The 24,745-nt window shown below is 52.7% G+C and carries 26 protein-coding genes; all 26 read left to right on the top strand.

Annotated elements, in window-relative coordinates; translation table 11 throughout:
• The first annotated feature begins 157 nt into the window (after positions 1–157).
• The 26 genes from ABC395_RS00270 to ABC395_RS00395 all read left to right on the top strand — a co-directional run bounded on the left by ABC395_RS00270 (position 158) and on the right by ABC395_RS00395 (position 24,584).
• On the top strand, positions 158–391 hold the full coding sequence (locus tag ABC395_RS00270) for an AtpZ/AtpI family protein (RefSeq protein ID WP_413000110.1): 234 nt from the start codon (positions 158–160) through the stop codon (positions 389–391).
• Positions 384–752 carry an ATP synthase subunit I gene (locus tag ABC395_RS00275; protein ID WP_103996922.1) on the top strand — a complete coding sequence of 123 codons (369 nt, stop codon included), beginning with the start codon at positions 384–386 and terminating at the stop codon, positions 750–752. The genes ABC395_RS00270 and ABC395_RS00275 overlap by 8 nt, the downstream gene beginning before the upstream one ends.
• Positions 753–778: 26 nt before the next feature.
• Positions 779–1,558 carry a F0F1 ATP synthase subunit A gene (gene atpB, locus ABC395_RS00280; RefSeq protein ID WP_103996921.1) on the top strand — a complete coding sequence of 260 codons (780 nt, stop codon included), beginning with the start codon at positions 779–781 and terminating at the stop codon, positions 1,556–1,558.
• Between the two features lie 107 nt (positions 1,559–1,665).
• The gene (atpE, locus tag ABC395_RS00285) at positions 1,666–1,878 is read left to right on the top strand and encodes a F0F1 ATP synthase subunit C (RefSeq protein ID WP_068777401.1); all 213 of its coding nucleotides are present in this window, start codon (positions 1,666–1,668) and stop codon (positions 1,876–1,878) included.
• A gap of 110 nt (positions 1,879–1,988) precedes the next feature.
• On the top strand, positions 1,989–2,474 hold the full coding sequence (atpF, locus tag ABC395_RS00290; protein WP_042233891.1) for a F0F1 ATP synthase subunit B: 486 nt from the start codon (positions 1,989–1,991) through the stop codon (positions 2,472–2,474).
• The gene (locus ABC395_RS00295) at positions 2,471–3,019 is read left to right on the top strand and encodes a F0F1 ATP synthase subunit delta (protein WP_413000111.1); all 549 of its coding nucleotides are present in this window, start codon (positions 2,471–2,473) and stop codon (positions 3,017–3,019) included. Before atpF ends, ABC395_RS00295 begins: the two co-directional genes overlap by 4 nt.
• Before the next feature lie 16 nt (positions 3,020–3,035).
• On the top strand, positions 3,036–4,550 hold the full coding sequence (gene atpA, locus ABC395_RS00300) for a F0F1 ATP synthase subunit alpha (RefSeq protein WP_413000112.1): 1,515 nt from the start codon (positions 3,036–3,038) through the stop codon (positions 4,548–4,550).
• A gap of 48 nt (positions 4,551–4,598) precedes the next feature.
• Entirely contained in the window at positions 4,599–5,462 is an 864-nt protein-coding gene (gene atpG, locus ABC395_RS00305; protein WP_413000113.1) for an ATP synthase F1 subunit gamma, read from the top strand.
• A 44-nt stretch (positions 5,463–5,506) separates the two neighbouring features.
• A complete protein-coding gene (atpD, locus tag ABC395_RS00310) occupies positions 5,507–6,916 on the top strand; it encodes a F0F1 ATP synthase subunit beta (RefSeq protein ID WP_413000114.1) in 1,410 nt (469 codons plus the stop codon).
• 147 nt (positions 6,917–7,063) lie between these two features.
• Positions 7,064–7,468 (top strand): F0F1 ATP synthase subunit epsilon, encoded by a 405-nt coding sequence (locus ABC395_RS00315; RefSeq protein ID WP_413000115.1) that lies wholly within the window; start codon positions 7,064–7,066, stop codon positions 7,466–7,468.
• A 189-nt stretch (positions 7,469–7,657) separates the two neighbouring features.
• On the top strand, positions 7,658–8,023 hold the full coding sequence (locus ABC395_RS00320; RefSeq protein ID WP_103996915.1) for an NADH-quinone oxidoreductase subunit A: 366 nt from the start codon (positions 7,658–7,660) through the stop codon (positions 8,021–8,023).
• Positions 8,008–8,526 (top strand): NuoB/complex I 20 kDa subunit family protein, encoded by a 519-nt coding sequence (locus ABC395_RS00325; RefSeq protein WP_009676983.1) that lies wholly within the window; start codon positions 8,008–8,010, stop codon positions 8,524–8,526. Before ABC395_RS00320 ends, ABC395_RS00325 begins: the two co-directional genes overlap by 16 nt.
• Before the next feature lie 561 nt (positions 8,527–9,087).
• Positions 9,088–9,498, top strand: coding sequence for an NADH-quinone oxidoreductase subunit C (locus ABC395_RS00330; protein WP_413000116.1), 411 nt, complete (start codon positions 9,088–9,090; stop codon positions 9,496–9,498).
• A gap of 4 nt (positions 9,499–9,502) precedes the next feature.
• Positions 9,503–10,600 carry an NADH-quinone oxidoreductase subunit D gene (locus ABC395_RS00335; RefSeq protein ID WP_413000117.1) on the top strand — a complete coding sequence of 366 codons (1,098 nt, stop codon included), beginning with the start codon at positions 9,503–9,505 and terminating at the stop codon, positions 10,598–10,600.
• Entirely contained in the window at positions 10,600–11,607 is a 1,008-nt protein-coding gene (gene nuoH, locus ABC395_RS00340) for an NADH-quinone oxidoreductase subunit NuoH (RefSeq protein ID WP_413000118.1), read from the top strand. The genes ABC395_RS00335 and nuoH overlap by 1 nt, the downstream gene beginning before the upstream one ends.
• A gap of 46 nt (positions 11,608–11,653) precedes the next feature.
• Complete coding sequence (gene nuoI, locus ABC395_RS00345; protein ID WP_413000119.1) at positions 11,654–12,106, top strand: NADH-quinone oxidoreductase subunit NuoI; 453 nt, start codon at positions 11,654–11,656, stop codon at positions 12,104–12,106.
• Complete coding sequence (locus ABC395_RS00350) at positions 12,099–12,629, top strand: NADH-quinone oxidoreductase subunit J (RefSeq protein WP_413000120.1); 531 nt, start codon at positions 12,099–12,101, stop codon at positions 12,627–12,629. Before nuoI ends, ABC395_RS00350 begins: the two co-directional genes overlap by 8 nt.
• 1 nt (position 12,630) lies before the next feature.
• Positions 12,631–12,942 (top strand): NADH-quinone oxidoreductase subunit NuoK, encoded by a 312-nt coding sequence (nuoK, locus tag ABC395_RS00355; RefSeq protein WP_103996910.1) that lies wholly within the window; start codon positions 12,631–12,633, stop codon positions 12,940–12,942.
• 82 nt (positions 12,943–13,024) lie between these two features.
• Positions 13,025–14,899, top strand: a complete 1,875-nt coding sequence (gene nuoL, locus ABC395_RS00360) for an NADH-quinone oxidoreductase subunit L (protein ID WP_413000121.1) — start codon at positions 13,025–13,027, stop codon at positions 14,897–14,899.
• Positions 14,889–16,517: a complex I subunit 4 family protein gene (locus tag ABC395_RS00365; protein ID WP_413000122.1), complete on the top strand. Its 1,629-nt coding sequence runs from the start codon at positions 14,889–14,891 to the stop codon at positions 16,515–16,517. The genes nuoL and ABC395_RS00365 overlap by 11 nt, the downstream gene beginning before the upstream one ends.
• 3 nt (positions 16,518–16,520) lie before the next feature.
• Positions 16,521–18,035: an NADH-quinone oxidoreductase subunit N gene (locus ABC395_RS00370; RefSeq protein WP_413000123.1), complete on the top strand. Its 1,515-nt coding sequence runs from the start codon at positions 16,521–16,523 to the stop codon at positions 18,033–18,035.
• A gap of 135 nt (positions 18,036–18,170) precedes the next feature.
• On the top strand, positions 18,171–20,723 hold the full coding sequence (locus ABC395_RS00375) for a S8 family serine peptidase (RefSeq protein WP_413000124.1): 2,553 nt from the start codon (positions 18,171–18,173) through the stop codon (positions 20,721–20,723).
• 4 nt (positions 20,724–20,727) lie between these two features.
• Positions 20,728–20,979, top strand: coding sequence for a DUF1146 family protein (locus ABC395_RS00380; protein WP_009677070.1), 252 nt, complete (start codon positions 20,728–20,730; stop codon positions 20,977–20,979).
• 164 nt (positions 20,980–21,143) lie between these two features.
• Positions 21,144–22,466 carry a UDP-N-acetylglucosamine 1-carboxyvinyltransferase gene (murA, locus tag ABC395_RS00385; RefSeq protein WP_413000125.1) on the top strand — a complete coding sequence of 441 codons (1,323 nt, stop codon included), beginning with the start codon at positions 21,144–21,146 and terminating at the stop codon, positions 22,464–22,466.
• Positions 22,467–22,719: 253 nt separating this feature from the next.
• Positions 22,720–23,760, top strand: coding sequence for a stage II sporulation protein D (gene spoIID / locus ABC395_RS00390; protein ID WP_413000126.1), 1,041 nt, complete (start codon positions 22,720–22,722; stop codon positions 23,758–23,760).
• Positions 23,761–23,837: 77 nt separating this feature from the next.
• Positions 23,838–24,584 carry a M23 family metallopeptidase gene (locus ABC395_RS00395; RefSeq protein ID WP_103996903.1) on the top strand — a complete coding sequence of 249 codons (747 nt, stop codon included), beginning with the start codon at positions 23,838–23,840 and terminating at the stop codon, positions 24,582–24,584.
• Positions 24,585–24,745: the final 161 nt, after the last annotated feature.

Genomic DNA, 24,745 nt, shown 5'->3' on the forward strand with positions numbered 1-24,745 from the left:
CACACTGTACAGTTCCACTGTTTGGTTTTAAATGCCGAAATCCCTTGATATATAAGGGATTTCGGCAGCACTGTTCACGAAATGTTTGATTTTATACGAATTGACAAAGTAGACTTTGCTCCGATACAATATATGAGGATTGATAGGGGTCAAAGCCATGAAAAACAAAGGAAACCGCGATAATCCTTGGAGGGCTGCCGGCCTTGTAGGCGCTCTCGGGCTTGATATCGCTATCTGTACACTGATCGGCTACTTCGCCGCGAACTTCGCAGTCCAGCGTTTTGGCGGTCCGAGAAGCTGGATAGTAGCAGGCGTGATGCTAGGTCTCTTCGCGGGGATCGCTTCGGTTATCATGCTGCTTAAGAAGTTTCTGGAGGAACCCGATGAATGACCTGCTCAAGAAAGCTATGCGTATCGCACTTCTGCTTCTCGCCGCATGTTTACTGGTCTGGGCGCTTGTCCCTTCCGTACGTACGGTAGCCGCAGGATTATCAGTGGGTGCGGTTGCAAGCGGCATCAATGCTTTGCTCCTTCAGCGCAGAGTCGATTTGATCGGCAAAACCGTTGCGGAGCGGGGCGCACAGCGTATGAGTCTCGGATTTTTAAGCCGTTTGGCCACAGTGCTCCTTGCCGTTATGATTGCGCTTAAATTTCCACAACACCTTGATATCGCCTCAACCATTATTGGTTGCTTTTTGGTTCCATTTATACTTTTGCTAGTCGGCATTTTGAGTCGTCCACACAAACCGTAATGCATGGAAAGGGGTGAAATTGGAAAATGCATGAGTTTCCCGTGCTACACTTCGAAAATGGTATCGATATTGACATTTCAACCTTTTTGGCGATTATCGTATCCTGCGTGGTTGTGTTAGTCCTGGCTCTTCTGTCCGTGCGGAACCTGTCCGTCGACAAACCTTCCAAATTGCAAAACTTTATGGAATGGGTCGTTGAGTTCGTTCATAACACCATTGCGAGTACGATGCCGCTCAGTAAGGCAAAGTCCTACATTTCGTTAGGATTAACCTTAATCATGTTTATCTTTGTCTCCAACCTTCTCGGTCTTCCGTTCGGTATCGTAACCGACCATCATCATGGATTTACGCTATTCGGTCAGCAGGTCTTGACGGATGCCCGTATTCATGAGCTGGAGGAAGCAGGTAAGCATGCTTCTGTGGCTTGGTGGAAATCACCGACAGCCGACCTTTCCGTAACGTCCGCACTCGCCCTGATGGTGTTTGTGATGACGAATACACTCGGTTTGACACAGAACACAAAGCATTATCTTAAGCACTACTTTGAGCCGTTCTGGTTCTTCCTGCCGCTGAACATCATTAAAGAGCTTTCCAAGCCGTTGACGCTTGCTCTTCGTTTGTTCGCGAACATCTTTGCGGGTGAGGTTCTGATCTCCACCATTATGATGCTGGGTGTTGTAGGGATACCGCTGCTCGCCGTTTGGCAGGGCTTCAGTATCTTCGTAGGTGCCATCCAGGCATTCTTGTTCACCATCCTTACCATGGTTTACATTTCCCAAGCTACCGTTCATCATGAAGATCACTAAATGATCGGCTCAGCTGCGTTTAGCAAGCTCTGCGCGGCTTCCGCAAGGCGTGGGATCCATATACACATTACAGGTACAAAACCTATTTTCTGAGGAGGAAATTTTTCATGGAATTCCTGGCAGCAGCATTAGCAATCGGTTTGGGCGCACTTGGCGCTGGTATTGGTAACGGTCTGATCGTAAGCAAGACAGTAGAAGGTATCGCTCGTCAACCTGAACTTCGCGGTACACTGCAAACAACTATGTTTATCGGTGTTGGTATCGTCGAGGTTGTTCCGATTATCGGTGTCGTTCTGGGCTTCCTGATTTTCTTCAGCTAATTCGCATAGCCTCGGTTGGGCGGGGAAGGCCTGAGCCATCCGCGCCTTCGCTATGAATTAGGTTCTTGAAGAATCGCCCCAGCACACAGTTACGGAAAGGAGTGACTCGAATGTCTTGGAATTGGGAATCGTTCGTATTCGCGCTCGTCGCGTTCGGAATTCTATACTGGCTGCTCAGCAAATACGCCTTCGGTCCGTTGCTCGCAACGATGGAAGAGCGCAGAAAGCTGATTGCCGACCAGATGAACTCTGCTGACGCAAGTCGTGTTCAAGCCGAGCAAATGCTCGAAGAACAGAAGCAGGTAATTCAAGAGGCACGCAAAGAAGCTTACCAAATGATCGAGCAAGCTAAATTGACGAGCTCCAAGCAAGCCGAAGAAATCGTCGATAAAGCGAAAAGCGAAGCGGACCGCGTGAAGGAAGAAGCGGTACGCGAGATCGAAAGCGAGAAAAACAAAGCGGTTGCAGCACTGCGCGGTCAAGTTAGCGCCATGTCCGTTATGATCGCTTCTAAAATTATTGAAAAGCAAGTTGACGAAAAGTCACAGGAAGAATTGGTGAACCATTACCTGAATGAGGTAGGGGGATCTAAATGAGTGACATCGTGGTAGCGAAAAGATATGCGAAAGCACTTTTTGAAGCTGCGAAGGAGCAGAACACGGTCGCTCAAGTCGAAACTGAACTGACCGAGATTGTTCAGACGATCCAGGATCATGCGGAACTGCGCAGCGTTCTGGATCATCCGAATATCGACGTGCCTGCGAAACGTCAGCTATTGTCGAACATCTTTGCGGATCGGATTTCTCCGCTCGTTATGAATACGATTAAACTCCTGATCGATAGAAGACGGCAATCCCTGCTTCCTATTGTACTGTCCGACTTTGTTCAGATTTCCAACGAGTCGCTTGGCCAGGCAGACGCAACGATCCATACCGCCCTGCCGCTGTCTGAAGTACAAGTCAAGGAAATTGCAGACAACTTTAGCCGTATGACCGGCAAACAAATTCGTGTACAGACGGTAGTCGACCCGAGCTTGCTTGGCGGCATTACTGTTCGGATCGGTGACCGTCTATACGACGGCAGTTTGGCTGGCAAACTCGAACGTTTGGATAAATCGCTGAAACAAGCTCAAGCAATGTAGATAGGGGTGAGGTTCGTTGAGTATCAGACCTGATGAAATCAGCACGCTGATTAAGCAGCAAATCGAAAATTATACAGCAGATCTGCAAGTCGTTGAAGTCGGTACGGTTATCACTATCGGTGACGGTATCGCTCGTGTGCACGGCTTGGAGAACGTCATGGCCGGTGAGCTTCTCGAGTTCGCCAACGGCGTTGTGGGCATGGCGCAGAACCTGGAAGAAAACAATGTGGGTATCATCATTCTCGGACCGTACTCGGAAATCCGCGAAGGTGACCAAGTTAAGCGTACAGGCCGCATCATGCAGGTGCCTGTAGGCGAAGCGCTGCTCGGACGCGTTGTTAACGCACTGGGTATGCCGATTGACGGCAAAGGACCGATCGAAGCTTCCGGCTACCGTCCGGTTGAATCCGCGGCTCCTGGCGTTATGGCACGTAAATCCGTACACGAGCCTATGCAGACCGGTATCAAGGCGATTGACGCGCTTGTACCGATCGGCCGCGGCCAGCGTGAGTTGATCATCGGTGACCGTCAAACCGGTAAAACGGCGATTGCCATCGATACGATCATCAACCAAAAAGGCAATGGCGTGAAATGTATCTACGTTGCCATCGGTCAGAAGCAATCCACCGTTTCCAACGTAGTGGATACACTCCGCCGCAACGGCGCTCTCGACTATACGATCGTCGTAACCGCGAGTGCATCCGAACCGGCTCCACTGCTCTTCCTGGCTCCTTATTCGGGTTGCGCAATGGGCGAATACTTCATGTACAAAGGCGAGCACGTCCTGATCGTTTATGACGATCTGTCCAAACAAGCTGCCGCTTACCGTGAGCTTTCCCTGCTTCTCCGTCGTCCTCCGGGCCGTGAGGCATATCCGGGTGACGTATTCTACCTTCACTCCCGTTTGCTTGAGCGTGCAGCCAAGCTGAACGACGAGCTGGGCGGAGGCTCCATCACGGCGCTTCCATTCATCGAAACTCAAGCGAGTGACGTATCGGCGTACATTCCGACCAACGTAATTTCCATTACGGACGGTCAAATCTTCCTTGAATCCGACCTGTTCTATTCCGGTCAGCGTCCGGCCATCAACGTGGGTATCTCCGTATCCCGTGTAGGTAGCTCCGCTCAAGTGAAGGCTATGAAGAAAGTTGCCGGTACCCTGAAGACTGACCTTGCCCAATATCGCGAATTGGCTGCCTTCTCGCAGTTCGGTTCCGACCTTGATAAAGCAACGGTTTCCCGTCTGAACCGCGGTGAGCGTACACTGGAAATCCTGAAGCAGGGTATTAACGAGCCGATGCCTTTCGAAAAACAGGTTATCAGCATCTATGCCGCTACTAAAGGCTTCCTGGACGAACTGCCGGTTAAAGACATTACCCGTTACGAAAAAGAATTCCTTGCATACCTCGATGCCAACAAACCGGAAATCGCCAGCTCCATCCGTGACACGAAGGACCTTACTTCCGACACGGAAAAAGCGCTGGTTGCAGCTATCGAGACATTCCTCAAAGGATTCTCGGTATCCGAATAATTATGAGAATTTGCGATTCCATAATCAAGCTGCAGGGGGTGAAACGGTATGGCTAAGGGTATACGCGAGATTAAGCGTCAGATTAAGAGCAAACAAAGCTCAATGCAGATCACTAAAGCAATGGAGATGGTCGCGGCTTCCAAGCTGAAGCGCGCTCAAACCAATGCGGAGGCTTCACGTCCTTATGCGGATAAGATCCGCGAAGTGGTGTTTAGTGTGGCTGCAGGCTCGAAAGGCGTTCAGCATCCGATGCTCCAGGTTCGTAAAGTCAAACGTACGGGATATCTGGTTTTGACTTCTGACCGCGGACTCGCTGGCGGTTTTAACGCCAACGTGCTTCGGAAGGCGTTAAACGCTATTCGTGAACGCCATAAATCTACGGATGAATATGCGGTTTTCGTTGTCGGCCGCAAAGGCAGAGATTTCTTCAAGCGGAGAAACATCCCGGTCTTTGACGAAGTCACAGGCCTTAGCGATTCTCCGACGTTCGCCGATATCAAGCAGCTTGCTTCGTCCGCTGTGCAGAACTTCATCGACGGCAATTACGACGAGCTGTACGTCTATTACAACCAGTTCCATAACGCAATTACGCAAACGCCGGTTGAGAAAAAACTGCTGCCGCTCGAGCAGCCGGAGTCCGGCAGCAGCGCTGTCTCTTCCTACGAATATGAGCCCTCCGCCGAAGGCGTTCTGGAAGTACTGCTTCCGAAGTATGCGGAAACGGTCATTTTCAGCGCCGTGCTGGAAAGCAAAGCGAGCGAATTCGGCGCGCGTATGACCGCTATGGGTAGCGCGACGAAGAATGCGACGAAGATGATTGCAGAGCTTACACTTTCCTACAACCGTGCACGTCAGGCGGCAATTACCCAGGAAATCTCGGAGATTGTTGCTGGTGCCAACGCATTGAACTAATGCGCAGTGCGGAACTAAGCATTTGAGTACAGGAGGGAAATACAATGAGCAAAGGACGTGTTGTTCAGGTCTTGGGACCGGTTGTCGACATCGAGTTCGAACGTGGACATCTGCCCGAGATTCTGAATGCCATTAAAATTCAAAAAACTGCTCAATCCGCTGATCAAGAAAACAGCGAAGTGACAGTTGAAGTTGCCGTACACCTTGGCGACAACCAAGTACGCTGTGTAGCCATGTCTTCCACGGACGGTCTCGTACGCGGAATGGCAGCCATCGATACGGGTGCCGCTATCTCCGTACCGGTCGGTCCTGCTACGCTGGGTCGCGTATACAACGTACTGGGCGATCCGATCGACGGTAAAGGTCCTGCGGACCGTACCCTGACATCCCCGATTCACAAGCAAGCTCCCGAGTATGTCAACCTGACGACTCAAGCTGAAATCCTGGAAACGGGTATCAAGGTTATCGACCTTCTTGCTCCTTACATGAAGGGCGGAAAGATCGGTCTCTTCGGTGGTGCGGGTGTAGGTAAAACCGTAACCATGCAAGAGCTTATTCATAACATCGCGCAGGAGCATGGCGGTATCTCCGTATTTGCAGGCGTAGGTGAAAGAACACGTGAAGGTAACGACCTTTATCATGAGATGAGTGATTCCGGCGTTATCGCTAAGACCGCAATGGTGTTCGGTCAAATGAACGAACCTCCAGGCGCGCGTCTGCGTGTTGCTCTTTCCGGTTTGACTATGGCCGAGTATTTCCGTGATGTGGAAGGCCGTGACGTACTTCTGTTCGTCGACAACATCTTCCGTTTCACACAAGCGGGCTCCGAAGTATCCGCCCTTCTCGGACGTATGCCGTCCGCGGTAGGTTACCAGCCTACGCTGGCAACCGAAATGGGTCAACTTCAAGAGCGTATTACTTCCACGACCAAAGGTTCCGTAACGTCGATTCAAGCGATCTACGTACCGGCGGATGACTATACTGACCCGGCTCCGGCAACTGCGTTTGCCCACTTGGACGCAACGACTAACCTCGAGCGTTCCATTGCCGCTAAAGGTATCTTCCCGGCCGTTGATCCGCTCGCTTCCTCTTCCCGTATCCTGACTCCTCAGGTAGTAGGCGAAGAGCATTATGAAGTGGCACAAGGCGTTAAGCGTCTGCTTCAGCGTTACAAAGAACTTCAAGATATTATCGCGATCCTCGGTATGGACGAGTTGAGCGAGGATGACAAGATTGCCGTTAACCGCGCAAGACGCGTTGAACGCTTCCTGTCCCAACCGCTCCACGTTGCCGAAGCGTTTAACGGTATGCCAGGTCTCTACTGCCCGGTTAAAGAAACCGTGCGCAGCTTCAGAGAACTGCTTGACGGCAAGCATGACGACCTGCCGGAAGCAGCTTTCGTTAACGTGGGTTCGATTGATGAGGCCGTTGAAAAGGCAAGAACGATGGTATAAGCAATCGGGTCATGCGGGCGTTTGCCTGCTTTCCCGGGTTTGATCCGGGTCGGAGAGAGGATCTCTTACAGAGCCCCTCTCTTGGACAAGGTGAAAAGCTTACGAAGCGAACGAACTTTCTAGCGAAAGTTCTGGGGAGGAATGAGCGTGAGTACTTTCCTTTTGGAAATCGTAACTCCGGAGCGCATCGTATATACCCAGAATGTTCACATGGTAAGTGTCGACGGCATCGAAGGCCAACTTGGCATTCTTCCGAACCACATTCCGTTTGTGACACCATTGAAAATCGCACCTGCCACGATCAAGCTTGAGAATGGCAAACAAGATATCGTCGCTTTGAACGGCGGTTTCATGGAAGTGCGCAAAGATAAGGTTGTCATCCTGGCGGAAAGTGCGGAACTGCCTGGCGACATTGACATCGAACGTGCGAAGTATGCGAAGGAACGCGCCGAGAAACGTTTATCGGGTAAGAAAGACGAGGCTGATTTCCAGCGCGCCGAGCTTTCCCTTAAACGGGCGTTGAACCGGATCGGGGTTTACGAGCAAAAATAAGCAAGTAGAAACAGAGGACGTTTAACGCGTCTTCTGTTTTTTATTTTCCACAAAAGAATACGCTTACATCTAAAATCATTTCATTAGACACATTTTTTGAGCGTATGCTATAATTGGAAAGTCATTACATTACCAAATTTTATGAGATGATTCAAGATTTCTTATGAAAATGGAGGCGGTTTCAGGCAGATGTACACGGTAAAGTATGTGATCGTAGCCATTTTCGTCGCACTCGGCATCTTGCTTCCGGTTGCAGCTCTTACGATCGGCAGATGGCTTAGACCGAACAAGCCGAACGAAGACAAAGCAACCACTTACGAAAGCGGAAATGAGCCGGTAGGGGAAGGTCAGGTCAGGTTCAATATCCGGTATTATCTTTTCGCCTTGATGTTTGTCATTTTCGATGTGGAAACCGTATTTTTGTATCCGTGGGCCGTGGCATATAACAAGCTGGGGCTGTTTGCACTGGTGGAAATGTGTATTTTCGTTCTGCTTCTCGGTGTCGGATTACTCTATGCTTGGAAGAAGAAGGTGCTGCAATGGACTTCAATTTAGAGTCGATCACTCCGGAGGATCGTGCCGAGCTGGATCGCAACGTGTTTATGACAACTCTGGAGCAGGTCAAAGCCTGGGCAAGGAGCAACTCCCTGTGGCCGCTCACTTTCGGTCTTGCCTGCTGTGCCATCGAAATGATGGGTACGGGCGCGTCACATTATGATTTGGATCGTTTTGGCGTCATTTTCAGGACATCTCCCCGTCAATCCGATGTAATGATCGTGGCCGGTACGGTAACCAAGAAAATGGCTCCGCTGCTGCGTCGTCTGTATGATCAGATGCCGGAACCGAAGTGGGTTATCGCGATGGGTTCCTGCGCTACGGCAGGCGGTCCGTACGTAAAATCTTATGCGGTTGTAAAAGGTGTCGATCAGGTTGTTCCCGTCGATGTGTATATTCCGGGCTGTCCACCGAACCCGGCGGCATTAATTTATGGAATCAATAAGCTTCAGGAGAAAATCCGTTATGAGGCGAAAACCGGAAAGCAGGTGACGAACCTGTGACCGATAAGGAAAAGCCAAATCCTCAGGAAGCCGATATTCGATCAAAATCGACAAAATCACATGAATTATTGGAAGCGAATACAATTGAATATAAGGAAAAACAAGGAATTTTGTCGGGAAAAGAAAATAAGGAAGTACATATAAGTCCGGAAGGCACAGGATCAGCGGAAGCCGGGGCGGCGCCTGAGGCCGGTTCGTCCGAGCCGAGCGCCTCGGAGGCGGGCACCGGCGGACCGGTGCCGGAGACCCCGGCGTCCGATGCTGCGCAGCGCACGGACGCAAACCGTGCGGCAGCGCGAAGCGCCGCTGCCGATGAAGCCGGCGGCCCCGCTCCTGCCGCCGCGGCCAACGGCGCTGTCCCGACGGAAGGGACAGCGGCTGTAGACGGCGGCGACAAAGCGAAAGCCGCCGCCGAAGCCCGCGCAGCCCGGGCGGCTGCCCGCGCCGCCAAAACCGCGGCTCCGGCGGAAGATGCCCCGCCGAAGCCGCCGTCCCCGAACCAGCCACTGCTGGACCGGCTGGTCGAGATCCTGAAGGGAGAGGTGGCCGGGGATGCCGTTGATGAAGCATTCATCAACGAGATTGACGGCCACCGTCCCTTCGTGGTTATCCGCGGCGAGCACTGGGTGCGTGCCGCGGAGGTTTTTCTGCAGCACGAGGAGTCTGCAGTGCGGCTACCTGCGCAGCGTGAGCGGAGTAGATCTCGGAAACCAGCTGGAAGTGGTTTACCATCTGCTCTCTATCCCGCTGCGCCAAGAATACGGGGTCCGCGTGCGCACAGAGCGGGAAGCTCCGTCGGTTCCCTCCGTAGCTTCCGTATGGCCGACCGCGGACTGGAACGAGCGGGAAATTTATGACCTGCTGGGCATTGATTTTCCCGGCCATCCCAACCTGACGCGCATCATGATGCCGGACGAGTGGGTAGGCCACCCGCTGCGCAAAGATTACGAAGCGTACGACCCGGAGGTGTAGCGTTTTGTTACGGACAGAAGAACTGCTGCTTAACGTAGGGCCTCAGCATCCGAGTACCCACGGGGTATTCCGGATCATCGTGAAGCTGGACGGAGAGATTATCCGGGAGGCAATCCCGGTTATGGGCTACCTGCACCGCGGCACCGAGAAGCTTGCGGAAAATCTCAATTACACTCAAATCATCCCATATACGGACCGGATGGACTACGTTTCGGCCATGACAAACAATTATGTGCTGGTCAATGCGGTCGAACGGATGCTGGGTCTGCAAATACCAGAAAGAGCCGAATATATGCGCATTCTGGTTATGGAGCTCCAGCGGATTGCCAGTCATCTCGTCTGGTGGGGAACTTATTTGCTGGATATCGGGGCGATGAGTCCGTTTCTTTATGCGTTCCGCGACCGGGAAATGATTATCGACTTTTTCAATGAGCTGTGCGGTGCCAGGCTTACTTATAATTATATGCGTGTCGGCGGCGTCAAATGGGATGCCCCGGAAGGATGGCTGGACAAAATCCGGGCATTTATCCCTTACATGAAGAGTAAGCTGGAAGAGTACGACCGTCTTGTCAGCGGAAATGAAATATTTCTGGCGCGGATCAAAGGCGTAGGCCGCTACGATGCCGACACGGCCATCGCTTACGGATTAAGCGGGGCGAATCTGCGCTGTACCGGAGTGAAATGGGACTTGCGTAAGGATCAGCCTTACTGCATTTATGACCGCTTCGATTTTGACGTGCCGGTGGGAAGCAATGGCGATTGCTATGACCGTTATCTCCTTCGGCTTGAAGAAATCGTTCAATCTCTGCGTATCATTGAGCAGGCGCTGGATCAGATTCCGGAAGGCGAAACGATGGGAAAAGCTCCCCGGGTCATTAAGCCGCCCGAAGGCGATATTTATGCACCGATCGAATCACCGAGGGGGGAAATCGGCTGTTTTATCATGTCCAAAGGGCGTCCCGAGCCGTTCCGGCTGAAGTTCCGGCGGCCCTCCTTTGTTAATCTTCAAATTTTGCCTAAGCTGCTGGTCGGGGAGACCATGACCAACCTCATTACTATTCTCGGCGGAATCGATATCGTTGTAGGGGAGGTGGACGGCTGATGCTGGATTTGGTCGGACAACCGCTGACATGGACGACCGGGCTTATTTTCGCGGCTTACGGCGTTGTGCTGCTTCTGATCATCCTGGGGTTTGTTACCTATGCCATCTACTTCGAGCGTAAAGTCATCGGCTGGATGCAGGGAAGATACGGCCCTAACCGGGTAGGCCCTCTGGGACTGCTTCAAACGGTCGCTGACGTGTTCAAACTGCTTATCAAGGAAGATACCATTCCGCGCAAAGCGGACCGGGAACTGTTCATTCTGGCGCCTGTGCTTACGTTTGTCCCGGCTTTCGTCGTAGTGGCGACGATTCCGTTCACGGCGAATCTCATTCATGCCGATCTTGATGTCGGCCTCCTTTATTACGTGGCGCTGTCCGGCATCTCAACACTGGGCATGATTCTCGGCGGATGGGCGTCCAACAACAAGTACGCTCTGCTCGGAGGCATGCGGTCAGCGGCTCAAATGATCAGCTACGAAGTTCCTCTCGTCATTTCCGTGATCGGGGTCATCATGATGACCGGAACCTTGAACCTTCATAAAATCGTGGAAGCCCAGGGAGATAATTTCTGGAACTGGAACTTCCTCCCCCAGATCATCGGTTTTATCGTCTTCGTCATTGCGGGCGTGTCCGAGCTGAACCGCACCCCGTTTGACCTGCCCGAAGCCGAATCTGAGCTTGTAGCCGGCTATCACGTGGAATACAGCGGCTTCCGTTTCGCTTTCTTCATGCTTGCGGAGTACGTGTACGTATTCGCTATCGCTTCCTTGACTACCGTACTATTCCTGGGCGGATGGCACGCTCCTTTTGCTTTCCTCGCTTTTGTTCCGGGCATTGTCTGGTTTCTGCTTAAATTCTCGTTCATCGTTTTCTTCTTTTTCTGGATCCGAGCGACTTTGCCCCGAATCCGGATCGATCAGCTGATGGGGCTCGGCTGGAAGGTTCTTCTTCCTTTGGCGCTGCTGAATATTTTTATAACCGCTCTCTATATGGGGCTTACCGGATAAGGCGGCCGCCGCCATTCTATGAAGTCGTAAAAGGAGGAGAGGGCCAGTGAAAGGTCTTATCAAAGGATTAGGCGTAACGCTCAAAACGATGACCCAGAAAAAAGTGACTTACGCTTATCCCGACGTACCCCTGCAAATGCCGGACCGGTTCCGGGGAATTCAGCATTTCGAACCCGATAAATGTATTGTCTGCAATATGTGCGCGAAAGTATGTCCCACGGAGTGTATCACCCTGACAGGGAAGCCGAATCCCGATCCCGATAAGAAAGGGAAAATTATCGATACCTACGATATCAATTTTGAAATTTGCATCCTTTGCGATCTTTGCACGGAAGTTTGTCCTACCGAAGCGATTGTGATGACCAATCACTTTGAATTGAGCGCCTACAGCCGTGACGAGCTGTTTAAAGATATGAAATGGCTTGCGGACAACAATACGCTGGTGCGTAAAGAAAACAATTCCGCCCTTCCCAAAGGAGGCGCGAAGAAAGATGTTTAGCGGCCTGGGAAGCTTTTTGTCGGAAGGCGAGAACTGGTGGTTCCTTCTGTTTGCCATCTGTGCGATCGGGGGCGCCATCTATATGATCACGTTCACGAAAGTCGTTCATATGGTGCTGTCCGTTGCCTTCACTTTCGTGAGTCTGGCGGGATTATACGTACTGCTGGAGGCGGAGTTTGTCGGTTTCGTCCAAATTCTGATCTATGCCGGAGCTATCTCGATCCTGATGATATTCGGGATTATGATGACCAACCACCGGGCGGAAGAGAGGGCCAAAAGCGGTCCGGTCCAAAAGATTTTGCTCGGGGCCGGGTCACTGGGACTCTTCGGCATCCTCTTTTACGCGATTCAAAATACAACCTTTCCTTCGGCCTCGGGCTCTCTTCAAACCGGACAGGACAATACGCTTGAGATCGGAAAACTGCTGTACAACGAGTACGTCATTCCGTTCGAAATTATGTCCGTGCTGCTGACGGTCGCTTTTATCGGGGCGATTGTCGTTGCCAAAAGAGAGGAGGATTAACGTGACGAGTGTAGTGACTCCTTATCTGACCCTGGCCGCCATTTTGTTCTGTATCGGATTGTACGGGGCTTTGTCCAAGAAGAACGGCGTCATCGTCCTCCTCTCCATCGAACTTATGCTCAATGCCGTGAACCTGAACCTGGTCGCGTTCGCCAAAATGGGCGCACAGCCTGCGCTGACCGGTCAGATTTTTTCCTTGTTTACCATCACGGTCGCTGCGGCGGAAGCGGCTGTAGGCGTCGCGATCCTGATCGCCCTGTACCGCAATAAAGGAACCGGCAACGTGGACGAAATGGACTCCATGAAACATTAGCGGCGAAAGGCCCGGCTTCTATCCTCATCTTTGATTGGCAGAGCTGTTTAACGTCATGGCCTTGAAGGAGGAAAGGAAAAATATGATTTCCGTTTATTCACAATATGCCTGGCTTATCCCGTTGTTTCCGCTTCTGGCCTATGTACTGATAACCGCTTCAGGCAGGTCGGCCAGAAAAACGGGACTGTATCTGAGTACGGCCGCCATATTCGTCTCGTTTGTCGTGGCGCTTCTCATTTTCATCGAAAGAATCGGAAAGGGCGTGCAGGATTACACCTGGGACGGTTTCCGGTGGCTGCAGATCGGCGATTTATCGGTGAGCCTCGGTTTCGAGGTCAATAATTTAAACGCGATCATGCTCATTATTGTCACTCTCGTCTCGCTGCTCGTCCATATTTATTCAATCGGATATATGAAGGAAGACGAACGGGTCCACGTGTTTTTCAGCTACCTAGCGCTCTTTTCTTTTGCGATGCTGGGACTGGTGATTTCGGTTAACCTGGTGGAGTTTTATCTGTTTTGGGAGCTTGTCGGCGTCTGTTCGTTCCTGCTGATCGGATTCTGGTATACGAAACCGGAAGCGAAGGCGGCCGCAAAAAAAGCGTTTATTGTAACAAGAATAGGCGATTTCGGCCTGTTTATCGGAATTTTGCTGCTATTCTGGAGCATGCCGGGTCATGCGCTGGATTTTAACTCGGTACAAAATGCGTTTACAAGCGGTCAGGTCGAAAGCTCTGCCGCCACTTGGATCGCGCTTCTTTTCTTCGTGGGTGCGATGGGCAAATCGGGACAGTTTCCTCTGCATACCTGGCTGCCCGATGCGATGGAAGGCCCCACTCCGATCAGTGCGCTTATTCATGCGGCGACTATGGTTGCTGCGGGGGTTTATCTGGTTGCCCGTACGTTCGATGTTTTCCTTGCATCGGATACGGCCATGCAGGTCGTCGCTTATGTAGGCGGTTTTACGGCGATTTTCGCGGCGACCATCGGAACGGCGCAGAACGATATTAAACGGATTCTTGCGTATTCGACGGTATCCCAGCTCGGATATATGATGATGGCGCTTGGAGTCAGCGCCACGTATACGGCCGGCATGTTCCATTTGTTTACGCACGCGTTCTTCAAAGCTCTTCTGTTTCTGGGCGCGGGCAGCGTCATTCATGCCGTACATACGCAGGATATTACCAAGATGGGCGGAGTCGGGGGAAAGATGAAGATTACGGCATGGACGTTCGCCATCGGAACGCTGGCTTTGTCCGGAATTCCACCGTTCTCCGGCTTCTGGTCCAAGGACGCGATTCTGTCCCAGGCCTACGAGACGAATTCGCTTCTCTTCTGGGTCGGCATTGCCGGGGCTTTCTTTACGGCTTTGTATATGGCCCGGCTCTTCTTCCTGGTTTTCTGGGGCAAATCGCGCAGCGGTCAAGAGGCTCACGAATCTCCTGCCTCTATGACCGTTCCGCTCCTTCTGCTGGCGGTTCCTGCCGCTCTTGCGGGATTTCTGTACACCCCGTGGAGCGGGTGGTTCGGCGACTGGCTGACGGGTAGAACCGAAGAACCCGCCGTTCACGCGGGCGTGATGCTTCTCTCTACGGCAGCGGGCGTTCTGGGCCTCGTCCTGGGTTACCTACTATACGCAAGGAAGCCGGAAAGCTTCTTGTTCTCCGCAAAGTTTCCATGGCTGTACAATCTTGTGCGTCGTAAATATTATATCGACGAACTTTACCGGACGGTCATTGTCATTCCGCTGCGGGGAATCGGATATCTGCTGCAGGCCGTAGACACGTTTATCGTGGGCGGTGCCGTCAGGCTCGCTGCCGCTGCCGCCGTCGGACTGGGCCGAACGGGCTCAAGGCTGCAGAACGGCCAAGTTCAGACCTACGGTCTGATCACCCTGCTCGGCCTGCTTGTTCTCATCCTGGCTATAGCCGGAAGGAGGTTTATCCATGTCGGCTAGCCTGCTTAGTCTGATCGTGTTTTCCCCGCTGCTGGGCGTGCTCGTCCTCCTCTTTCTGCCGAAAGAGAACAGGAAAGCGCTCCAGGCCGTATGCGTGGCCGCAACCGGAATCCCGCTTCTGCTCAGCGTATGGCTGTATGCGGCCTATTCCAACGGAGCGGCGGGGATGCAGTTCAAGGAGCAGCTGGACTGGATTCGCATCCCCCTCAACAAAGAGGGGGTCGAAGGCCTCGCCAGCTTCTACTGGACCGTTCAATATCATCTGGCCGTCGACGGATTGTCGATGCCGCTCGTTTTCCTTACCGCGTTGGTGTTCACAATGGCCGCCTTGGCCTCGGTTTATATCAAAAAAAGGTGGAAGGCTTATTCGATCTGGCTGCTGTTGCTCGAAGTCGGCGTCTTCGGCGTGTTTACGTCCCAGGACCTGTTCCTGTTCTTCCTCTTTTTCGAAATCACCCTCGTTCCGATGTTTTTCCTGATCGGAATCTGGGGCGGCTTGGACCGCGAAAAGGCAGCGAGCCGCTTCCTGATTTACAACGGACTCGGCTCGGCTATCATGCTCATCGCCTTCGTTATTCTCGTCACGACGGCGGGAATTTCACAGCAGATTGCAGGCAATCAGCTGACCGTTTTCTACAGCGGTGATATCCAGACGATTGTGCACAATCTGCTGCAGGACCCGGCAGCCCTGGTGAATCAGGCGTCGCCCGATCCCCGGGCGGAAAACCCGTTTTTCCTGAGCGGGGGCATGAAAACAGTCCTGCTGATCATGCTGCTCGTCGCTTTCGGCATCAAGCTGCCGATCTTTCCGTTCCACACCTGGATGCTCAAGGTGCATACGGAGGCTCCGCCTCCCGTGGTGATGATTCACTCCGGTATTTTACTGAAAATGGGCGCTTACGGACTTATCCGCTTCGGGATTCTGCTTTTCCCGGCCCAAGCGCAGGATTGGGCGTGGGTGCTTGCCCTGCTGGGCGTCATCAACATTCTGTACGGGGCCCTGCTGGCTTTTGTCCAAAACGAGTTCAGGCTAGTGCTCGCTTATTCCAGTATCAGTCACATGGGCATTGTCCTGCTGGGGCTGGCGGCCTTTAATCCGATCGGTATGCAGGGGGCGATTTTCCAGCTCGTTTCTCACGGCCTGATCTCCGCTCTCATGTTCCTGCTCGTCGGAAGTATTTACGAAAGGACCTCCACGACGGAGCTCGGCAAGCTGGGCGGACTGGCAAAATCCATGCCGTTTCTTAGCGCTATTCTGCTTGTGGGAGGGCTTGCTTCCCTTGGGCTGCCCGGGCTCTCAGGTTTCGTGAGCGAACTGCTGGCGTTTATCGGTTTGTTCGGTACGGCCCGGGTTCTGGCGATTATAGGTGCAGTCGGCATTATCCTGACGGCCGCTTATGTTCTGCGGGGGGTTATGAAAATAACTCACGGCCCGCTGCCGGAACGGTTCACGGGACTGCCGGATGCCCGTTTTGTAGAAGCGGTGCCGATGATTGCGCTGGTCGCTTTCATTCTTCTGCTCGGCGTATATCCGGGAATACTGAGCGAGCCTCTGCAGCAGACGGTAAACGGATTCCATCAGACGATTAACAGCTTAGCTGGGAAGATAGGGGGGTAGAACGTGGAACCGATACGAATTCATGTACAGGATTTAACGCATCTGCTCCCGGAAATAACACTCGTTATCACGGCTATCCTGCTGTCGGTGCTCGACCTGTTTCTGCCGAAGGCGGTCAACCGTAAATGGATCGGCTGGCTCTCGCTTACGGGCATTGCGGTCTCTATCGTCTTGGTTATCGCCCAGCTTAATCCCGAACAGGCAATCGTGCTCCTTAACGAAAGTTACCGTATAGATGATTTCGGAAACTTGCTGAAACTGGCGTTCCTCGGCGGAACCGCGCTTATCGTTCTGATGAGTCTCGGGAGCGTGGAAGACGGGGAAATACCGCACGTCGGGGAATATTATTATTTCCTGCTGCCGGCTGTACTGGGTGCCATGGTGATGGCTTCCTCCGCCGACCTCATCACGCTATTCGTCGGATTGGAACTTCTGAGCATTACTTCCTACGTGCTTGTCGCCATGAAAAAGAAAAATACCCGGTCCAACGAAGGCGCGTTCAAGTACGTCATTTTGGGCGGGATATCTTCCGCCGTTATTTTGTACGGAATGTCCTTCCTTTACGGAATTGCGGGAACAACGAATATGGGGGCGATACAGGCGGCCATCGTTGCCGGCTACGAGAGCTACAAACCGCTCCTGTATGTATCCTTCTTCCTGCTCCTGGCCGGGTTCGGCTTCAAAATAGCCGCTGCGCCTTTCCATTCCTGGGCACCGGATGTCTATCAGGGAGCGCCGACGCCGGTCACCGCTTTTCTCGCCGTTATATCCAAAGGGGCGGCTTTTGCCGTCTTGTTCCGGGTCTTCTATGTGCTTCTGGCCCTGGGGCAGTTTGGGGACGAGGGGCTTCAACAGGATATCTTCCTGGCTTTGTCGGTGATAGCGGCGGCAGCCATGATCTGGGGCAACACGGTGGCGCTGCGGCAAAAAAACGCCAAACGGCTGCTGGCTTATTCCGGCATCGCCAATGCCGGTTATCTTCTCGTGCCTTTGGCTGTCCATATCAATCTGGTACAAGTGGATAACTTTTCCAAGTTTTTCTTTTATCTGATCGCCTACATGTTGATGAATATCGGAGCCTTCGCCCTCCTTCTGATTATAGAAAAATCGACCGGAGACGAGGAGATTAAAGGGTTTGCCGGACTTTATTACCGTGCCCCCTGGACGTCTGCGGCGGCTCTCCTCCTGCTTCTGTCATTGGCGGGGATTCCGGTTTCCGCGGGATTTTTTGGGAAATTATATTTGCTGTTCGGCGCGATGCAGGCGCATTTATACTGGCTCGGTGCCGTTATGATGATTACGAGCGTCGTTTCGTTCTATTACTATTTCGGCATTATCCGGCAAATGTTCATGCGCGCCGATCTTGAAGACCGGCCCGTACGCGTTCCGGTTCCCTTGGGAATCACCTTATGGTTGTGTGCGGGTCTAACGGTATTGCTCGGACTTATTCCGGGGTATCTGCTCGCTTATATCGACCGGATATTCAGTTTGACTAGGGACCTCCTAATCCTGTCATAAATTTGATATAATATAAGCTTCTCCGCTGTTTAGGCAGTGGAGAGGCTTATTTTTATTGTTTTCATGGGCAGACAGACGGCGCGAATCGATCCGGACTACTTATTTTTTTAAAAAGACCGAAAGAGGACTCTCCAAATGAACCGAAAATTTCGATATAAATGGATGTATGGATGGCTCGGGATTGTACTGCTCGTGTGGACCGTCGGTATATCGAACGTACAGGCGTATCCGGTTTCCAGCGATCCTTTGCGGGTGAAACAAACCTATCTGGATGACATACATATGGATGAAGCCTGGGCACAGGCGGGCGACAGCGACGGGCCTGTCATCGTGGCGGTCGTGGATACGGGCGTTGACCTGACCCATCCCGATCTGGAAGGCAGGCTCGTCCCGGGGGCGAATCTGCTTAATCCGCAGGAGAAGCCCCAGGATGACAACGGCCACGGTACGAATGTGGCGGGGATTATCGCCGCCAGGATGAACAACGACAAAGGCATAGCCGGCATCGCGCCCAACGCCAAAATTATGCCGATCAAGGCGTTGGAAGCGGACGGTACGGGCGGCGAGACGAAGCTTGGCGAAGGCATCCGGTATGCCGTCGATCACGGGGCCAAGATCGTCGTGCTCTCGCTGGGCTTGAATAAATATTCAAGCTTCATGGCCGGCACGGTCCGCTACGCCGAGGAGCGCGGCGTGCTTCTCGTAGCCGCCACCGGCAACGAAGGCGGCAGCGTGAAATATCCCGCCGCGTACCCGACGGTGCTCGGGGTGGGCGGCATGACCTCCGCGCGCCACGCGGACGACCGGTCGAATTACGGACCGGATCTTGATCTCGTGGCGCCTTGGCAGGTGTACACCACCGCCAAAGGCGGGGGATACGAGAGCAAGGAAGGCACGTCGATGGCCGCTCCGCAGGTGGCGGGAGCCGCGGCGCTGTTATGGGGCCGCGCCCCTTATCTGGAGCCTTGGCAGCTCAGGGAGCTCATCAAGCAGACGGCGGACGATCTGGAATCGCCGGGCTGGGATGCGACGACAGGCTTCGGGCTCCTGCGGGCGGACCGCCTGCTGAAGGAGCCTTTGCTGAGCGACCGTTTCGAGCCGAACGACGATTCGGAGCATGCGCCTATGCTTCCTGTGCACACGCTCATCCATGCGGATTTCAGCTCCGGAAAAGATACCGATTGGTTTACACTGGATAGTCCTTACGACGGTTTTGTGAAGCTTGTCTTAAAAACAAGTGACGGTAGTCCTGTTTCTATTCGGTACTTTCGGGATAATAAAGAGGCAGAAGAGGTTTTCACCACGGACCCTCAGAATCCGGTTGTCACTCTGCCTGTTCAGAAGGGAAAGAGCAGAATCGCGGCAAGTCTTCTGGATCCGGGCAAAGCGGGAGCTGTCCTGTATACGCTGCAGACCGATTTCCAGATTTATCAGGACGCTTTTGAAGATAACGATCATCAGTATAAGGCGACTTCCCTGCCTGCGAGAAGCCAGATTGTGAAGGGCACGTTTCATCAGGAGAACGATCAGGATTGGTTTGTGATTTCTTTTAAGAAATCCGGCACTCTCCGCTTGAAAACTTCCGTGGATACCGCTAGAATAGACCCGGTAGTATTGATTCAGAAAAAGGGAGAAAAATCGACAACTTTTGACCAGTTTGGAGAAGGAGCGACCGAGGCGTCTCCTCTTATGAATGTCACGCCAGGCGATTATTATATCCGGATCAGCAATGTGAAGGACAATACGCAGCCGGTGATGGGAGAATACACGCTGTCGGTTGATTATACACCTAAGCTGATTGACCCGAACGAACCCAATAATAAGCCTTACCAGGCTACGACACTGACACTGCAAGCCGATCATCCCGGCGTTATAGAGAGTTCTTCTGATTTGGATTGGTTCCAATTCCGGCTGGAGCAGGAAAGTCTGATGCAGCTGAAGCTCGGCTCTCTGCAACGGGGATGCGACGTGACGTTTACGCTGTACGATCAGACTCTGAAGCAACTCGACAGCAAGAGCAGCGAAGGATCTGCCGAGAATCTCGTTCTCGACAGACGCTTGCCGGCAGGCTTGTATTATATCAAGCTGCAGAGTGACAGGGCCGCTAACCAGCAGATGTATCAGCTGAATGCGGCCGCACAGCCTCTCGTTGCCGGATTTTCCGATATTCACGGACACTGGGCCGAGAAGGCAGTCGCAGACCTGGCCAGCAGGCATGTTATCGACGGAGACGGGAGCTACAAATTTTACCCTGACCTGCCGATCACCCGCGCACAGGCCGCTGTAATGCTGGCGAACGGATTCCGCTTGGAGAAGAGCAGGGCGGCCAACTATCCGGACCTCAGCAGCAGCCACTGGGCCTATGATTCCATTGCAAGGACAACAATGGCCGGTTACATGGACGGATATGAGGATGGGCATTTCCGGCCGGATCAGCCTCTGACCCGGATGGAAATGACGCAAGTGATTGCGAATACGATGCGAATGGCAGGCAAATACCGGGGGCGTTCTCCTTTCCTGGATGTTAACGACCGGTATTGGGGCGTTGGCATTTTGAAGCAAATGTCCGCGGACGGCTGGATCCGGGGTTTCCCGGATGGGACTTATCACCCTGACAACCAGGCGACCCGGGCCGAGTTTGCAGCCCTTTTGTCCCGGTTCTCGAATGTTTTCGGGAGGAAGAGGTAGAAACATGTCGAATATGGAAGAACTGACAACTGTTGTTCCGCAAATGCCCCTGATCAATATTGTTGTGTATTTAGCCGCCGTGGGACTGTCGTGGTGGGCACTCCAGCAGTTCCGGTTCGACGTGCTGCTGAAGCAGCCGCGCAGTCCGGCAGCCAAGATGCTGCAAGTGTTTATGTCCATCGGACTCGGCTACCTGGTAGCCAGTTTTTTCTTGAAGTATCTGGAATGGTCTGTAGGATTAAACGGAATTTTTTGACATTTTGTCGAATAACATCGCTTAGACTTGTAAACAATGGTAGTACAACGGCGCCAAACCCAGACCCCATTTCGAACTGTATGAATGGTGTGTTCATGACGACATAGACAGACAGTCACGTTTTACCCGATCAGAACGATAAATTAAGACGCGGAGGGACCGAGATGAGCAAAATTATCGTCCGCGGTGGCCGTAAATTAGCCGGCAAGATTAAAGTTAACGGCGCCAAAAACGCTGTACTGCCCATCATTGCGGCATCAATTTTGGCTGCGGAAGGAGAAAGTGTCATACATGACGCTCCTCCGCTTGACGATGTACTTGTAATTAACAAAGTACTTAGAAGCCTGGGCCTGCAGTTCAGCTACCATAACCAGAGTGTGAAAGTAAACGCTCAAACGATCGAGACGTACGAAGCTTCATACGAGCTCGTTCGTAAAATGCGGGCTTCTTTTCTCGTGATGGGACCTCTTTTGGCCCGCATGGGCAAAGCCCGTATCTCCCTGCCGGGAGGTTGTGCCATCGGCACGCGTCCGATCGATCAGCACCTGAAAGGCTTTGAAGCCATGGGAGCGGAGATCGAGCTGGGCCAGGGCTACATCGAAGCCAGAGTGGATAAGCGTCTCAAAGGCGCGAAAATCTATCTCGACGTCGCCAGTGTAGGCGCGACCGAGAACATCATGATGGCCGCTACTCTGGCCGAGGGCACGACGATTATTGAAAACGCGGCGAAAGAGCCCGAAATCGTCGACCTGGCCAACTACTTGAATGCGATGGGCGCAATTGTCCGGGGTGCCGGTACGGGTGTCATCCGCATTGAAGGCGTGGAAAAAATGAAGGGCGCGGTACATAGCGTCATACCGGACCGCATCGAAGCGGGTACTTATATGATCGCCGCTGCGATTACACGCAGTGAATTGTACGTGGAAGGAGCCATCGGCGATCACCTGCGCCCCGTGATTTCCAAGCTGCAGGAGATGGGCGTGCACGTGGAAGAGGATGAGAACGGTATTCTCGTCCGAGCCGATAAACCTCTGCGCGCGGCCGATATCAAGACACTGCCTTATCCCGGGTTTCCGACGGATATGCAGTCTCAGATGATGGCGCTCCAGCTGGTTGCGGACGGCACGAGCCTGGTTACCGAGACGGTATTCGAGAACCGGTTCATGCACGTGGATGAATTTATGCTCATGAACGCTTCGATCAAAGTCGACGGCCGTACGGCTGTCGTGAGCGGGAGCAATAAGCTCAAAGGCGCCAAAGTGTGCGCAACCGACCTCCGCGCGGGTGCCGCTTTGATTCTGGCCGCTCTTGTAGCCGAGGGAGAGACCGAGATTACCGGGCTTCACCACATTGACCGGGGATACGTGGATATTACCTCCGCGCTCCGTTCGGTGGGCGCCGATATTCAACGGGTCGTCCCGCAGGAAGAAGAGCAGGAGATACCGCAAGAAATCGGACTGTTCGCCGTTCAGCCTACTTGGGCTTAAGCACCTGTACTTTCATAATCCGTTAACGGATTGAATCAGATATAAGATGAAAACCGGCTCTCCTATCGGGGGGCCGGTTTTCGTTCTAATCTAGCAAATGCCTTCATAAGATGAGAGTAATCCCGTTCCGCAGAAAGAGGAAGAATGGGCCATCTGCCGACAGCGGATTTAGGCTGCCCTTCCTTAAAGAGCGGTTCTCGGCTGCCATTCTCTACATTTCAGATACGGAACGGAACATTTGCGGAGGCCATCTATGAAGTTTAAGAGACGTTCAAAGCTCAAACAGCCGGCGCTGCTTTGGACGGGCATTGCGGTTTCGGGTTTGCTGCTGGTTACCGTGCTGCTGCCCGCCCTGGTCGTCAACCAGCAGAAGGACGGTTTTGCGGATGCTGCGGATACCGAAGCAGTCGCTTCATCCGCCGGCATGGTAATGGTTCCGGTCTACCTGTCCAAGCAGAAGCAAATTCAGACGGTAAGCTTGGAGCAGTATGTAAAAGGGGTAGTGGCGGCGGAAATGCCCGCGGAGTTTTCGGAAGAGGCGCTCAAAGCCCAGGCGATCGCGGCCCGTACCTATATCGTACGCCGGATTTTAGCGGAAGATTTCAGCAACGTCCCCGTCAAGGAAGCCTGGGTCACGGACACAATCCAGCATCAAGCCTATCTGACCGATGACCAGCTTAGGAAACAATGGACAGGCACCGCCTATGAGTCGAACAGCAAAAAGGTCGATGCTGCCGTAAAGGCCACGGCCGGTCTCATTCTTACCTACGAGGGGAAGCCGATTCAGGCCACGTTTTTCTCCACTTCCAACGGGTATACGGAGGATGTCCGTAATGTCTGGGGATCCGAAGTTCCATATCTGAAGTCGGTCGGCAGTCCGTGGGATGAGAAGCTTTCACCCAAATTCAAACAAACGATAACTCTTTCTTATAAAGACATTCTTCAAAAGATGGGGCTTCCGGCTTCGTCTTCCTTAAACTCAGGCAGCGTAAAAGTTCTGGAACGGACAGGATCCAAGCGGGTGAAGACCGCCATGATAGCGGGCAAAACATTTACGGGAAAAGAAATAAGAGAGAAACTGGGCCTCAACTCTACCGATTTTGAAGCGGCTTTGAGCGGAACGGATTGGACGTTCACGGTAAAAGGATACGGACACGGAGTCGGGATGAGCCAGTGGGGAGCGAACGGAATGGCTAAAGAAGGGAAGAAAGCCGAGGAAATCACCGCTTATTATTATCCCGGAGCAAAGCTGACTTCCGCTTCCACTCTACTGAACAAGAAAACTCAAAAGTAAGACCTGCTAGAATTTCTTCCGGGCAAATGTATAAAACTCTCAAACGTGTCAACAATGGTTATTGAGGTGATAACCATATGAGAGATGGTAAACAAGAGTTTCAGAACAAGGAAGAAGCTCCCCAAACTGTAACGGGAGCAGCAAATGTCCCTAACTCCGCATGGAAGAGATTTTTGGCCAAAAAGTGGGTTTTCCCGGCAACTTATGTAGCGGCAGCGGCAATTATCTTAACCTTAATGTGGGTCTATCAGGATGCGGTTAAGAAACCGGTTGCCACGAATACGCCGGCTGATTCCGTTCAATCCGATAAACCTGCTGGTGAAACGGCTAACAAAGACAACGCCGTTCCCGTAGGTGCCAAAGCCGAAAGCATCCAATGGCCGGTAAAAGACCGCAGCCAAGTCACGATTTCGCTTCCGTCCTACGACAGCAAAGGCAGCAATGAAGCCAAGCAAGCGGCGATGATCGAATACGGGGATACGATTACCCCTCACGTTGGTGTCGATCTGGTTAGCGCAGACAAGCAGGCTTTTGACGTAAGCGCGGCACTCAGCGGCAAAGTAACCGCCGTGGACAAAAATCCGGTCGTGGGCAATCTGGTCGAGATTACGCATGACAACGGGCTTGTAACGGTTTATCAAAGTCTGGGTGAAATTAAAGTTGCCAAAGGCGCCGCCGTTAAGCAAGGCGATGTTATCGCGAAAGCCGGCCGCAACGAACTGGAGAAGGACCAGGGCGTCCACCTTCACTTCGAAGTGCGAAAAGCGGAAGACGGCACGGCCGAACTGCCGGAACAGCTGCTTCCGGAATTCAAACCGCAATAAATCTTTAAAATATCGGCGGATAGGGGAAAAACCCTATCCGTCTTTTTTTGCTTGCATACGAAGAGCGTCCGGAGGACAAGCGTTCACCTTGTCCGTCAAAATAAATGGACGGAAATAGCTTGTCAGCGGCGGAAACAAAGAATATTAGGCCCTACCCCTCA

This window comes from Paenibacillus canaveralius, from assembly GCF_047238265.1.
Classification (GTDB): Bacteria; Bacillota; Bacilli; order Paenibacillales; family NBRC-103111; genus Paenibacillus_F.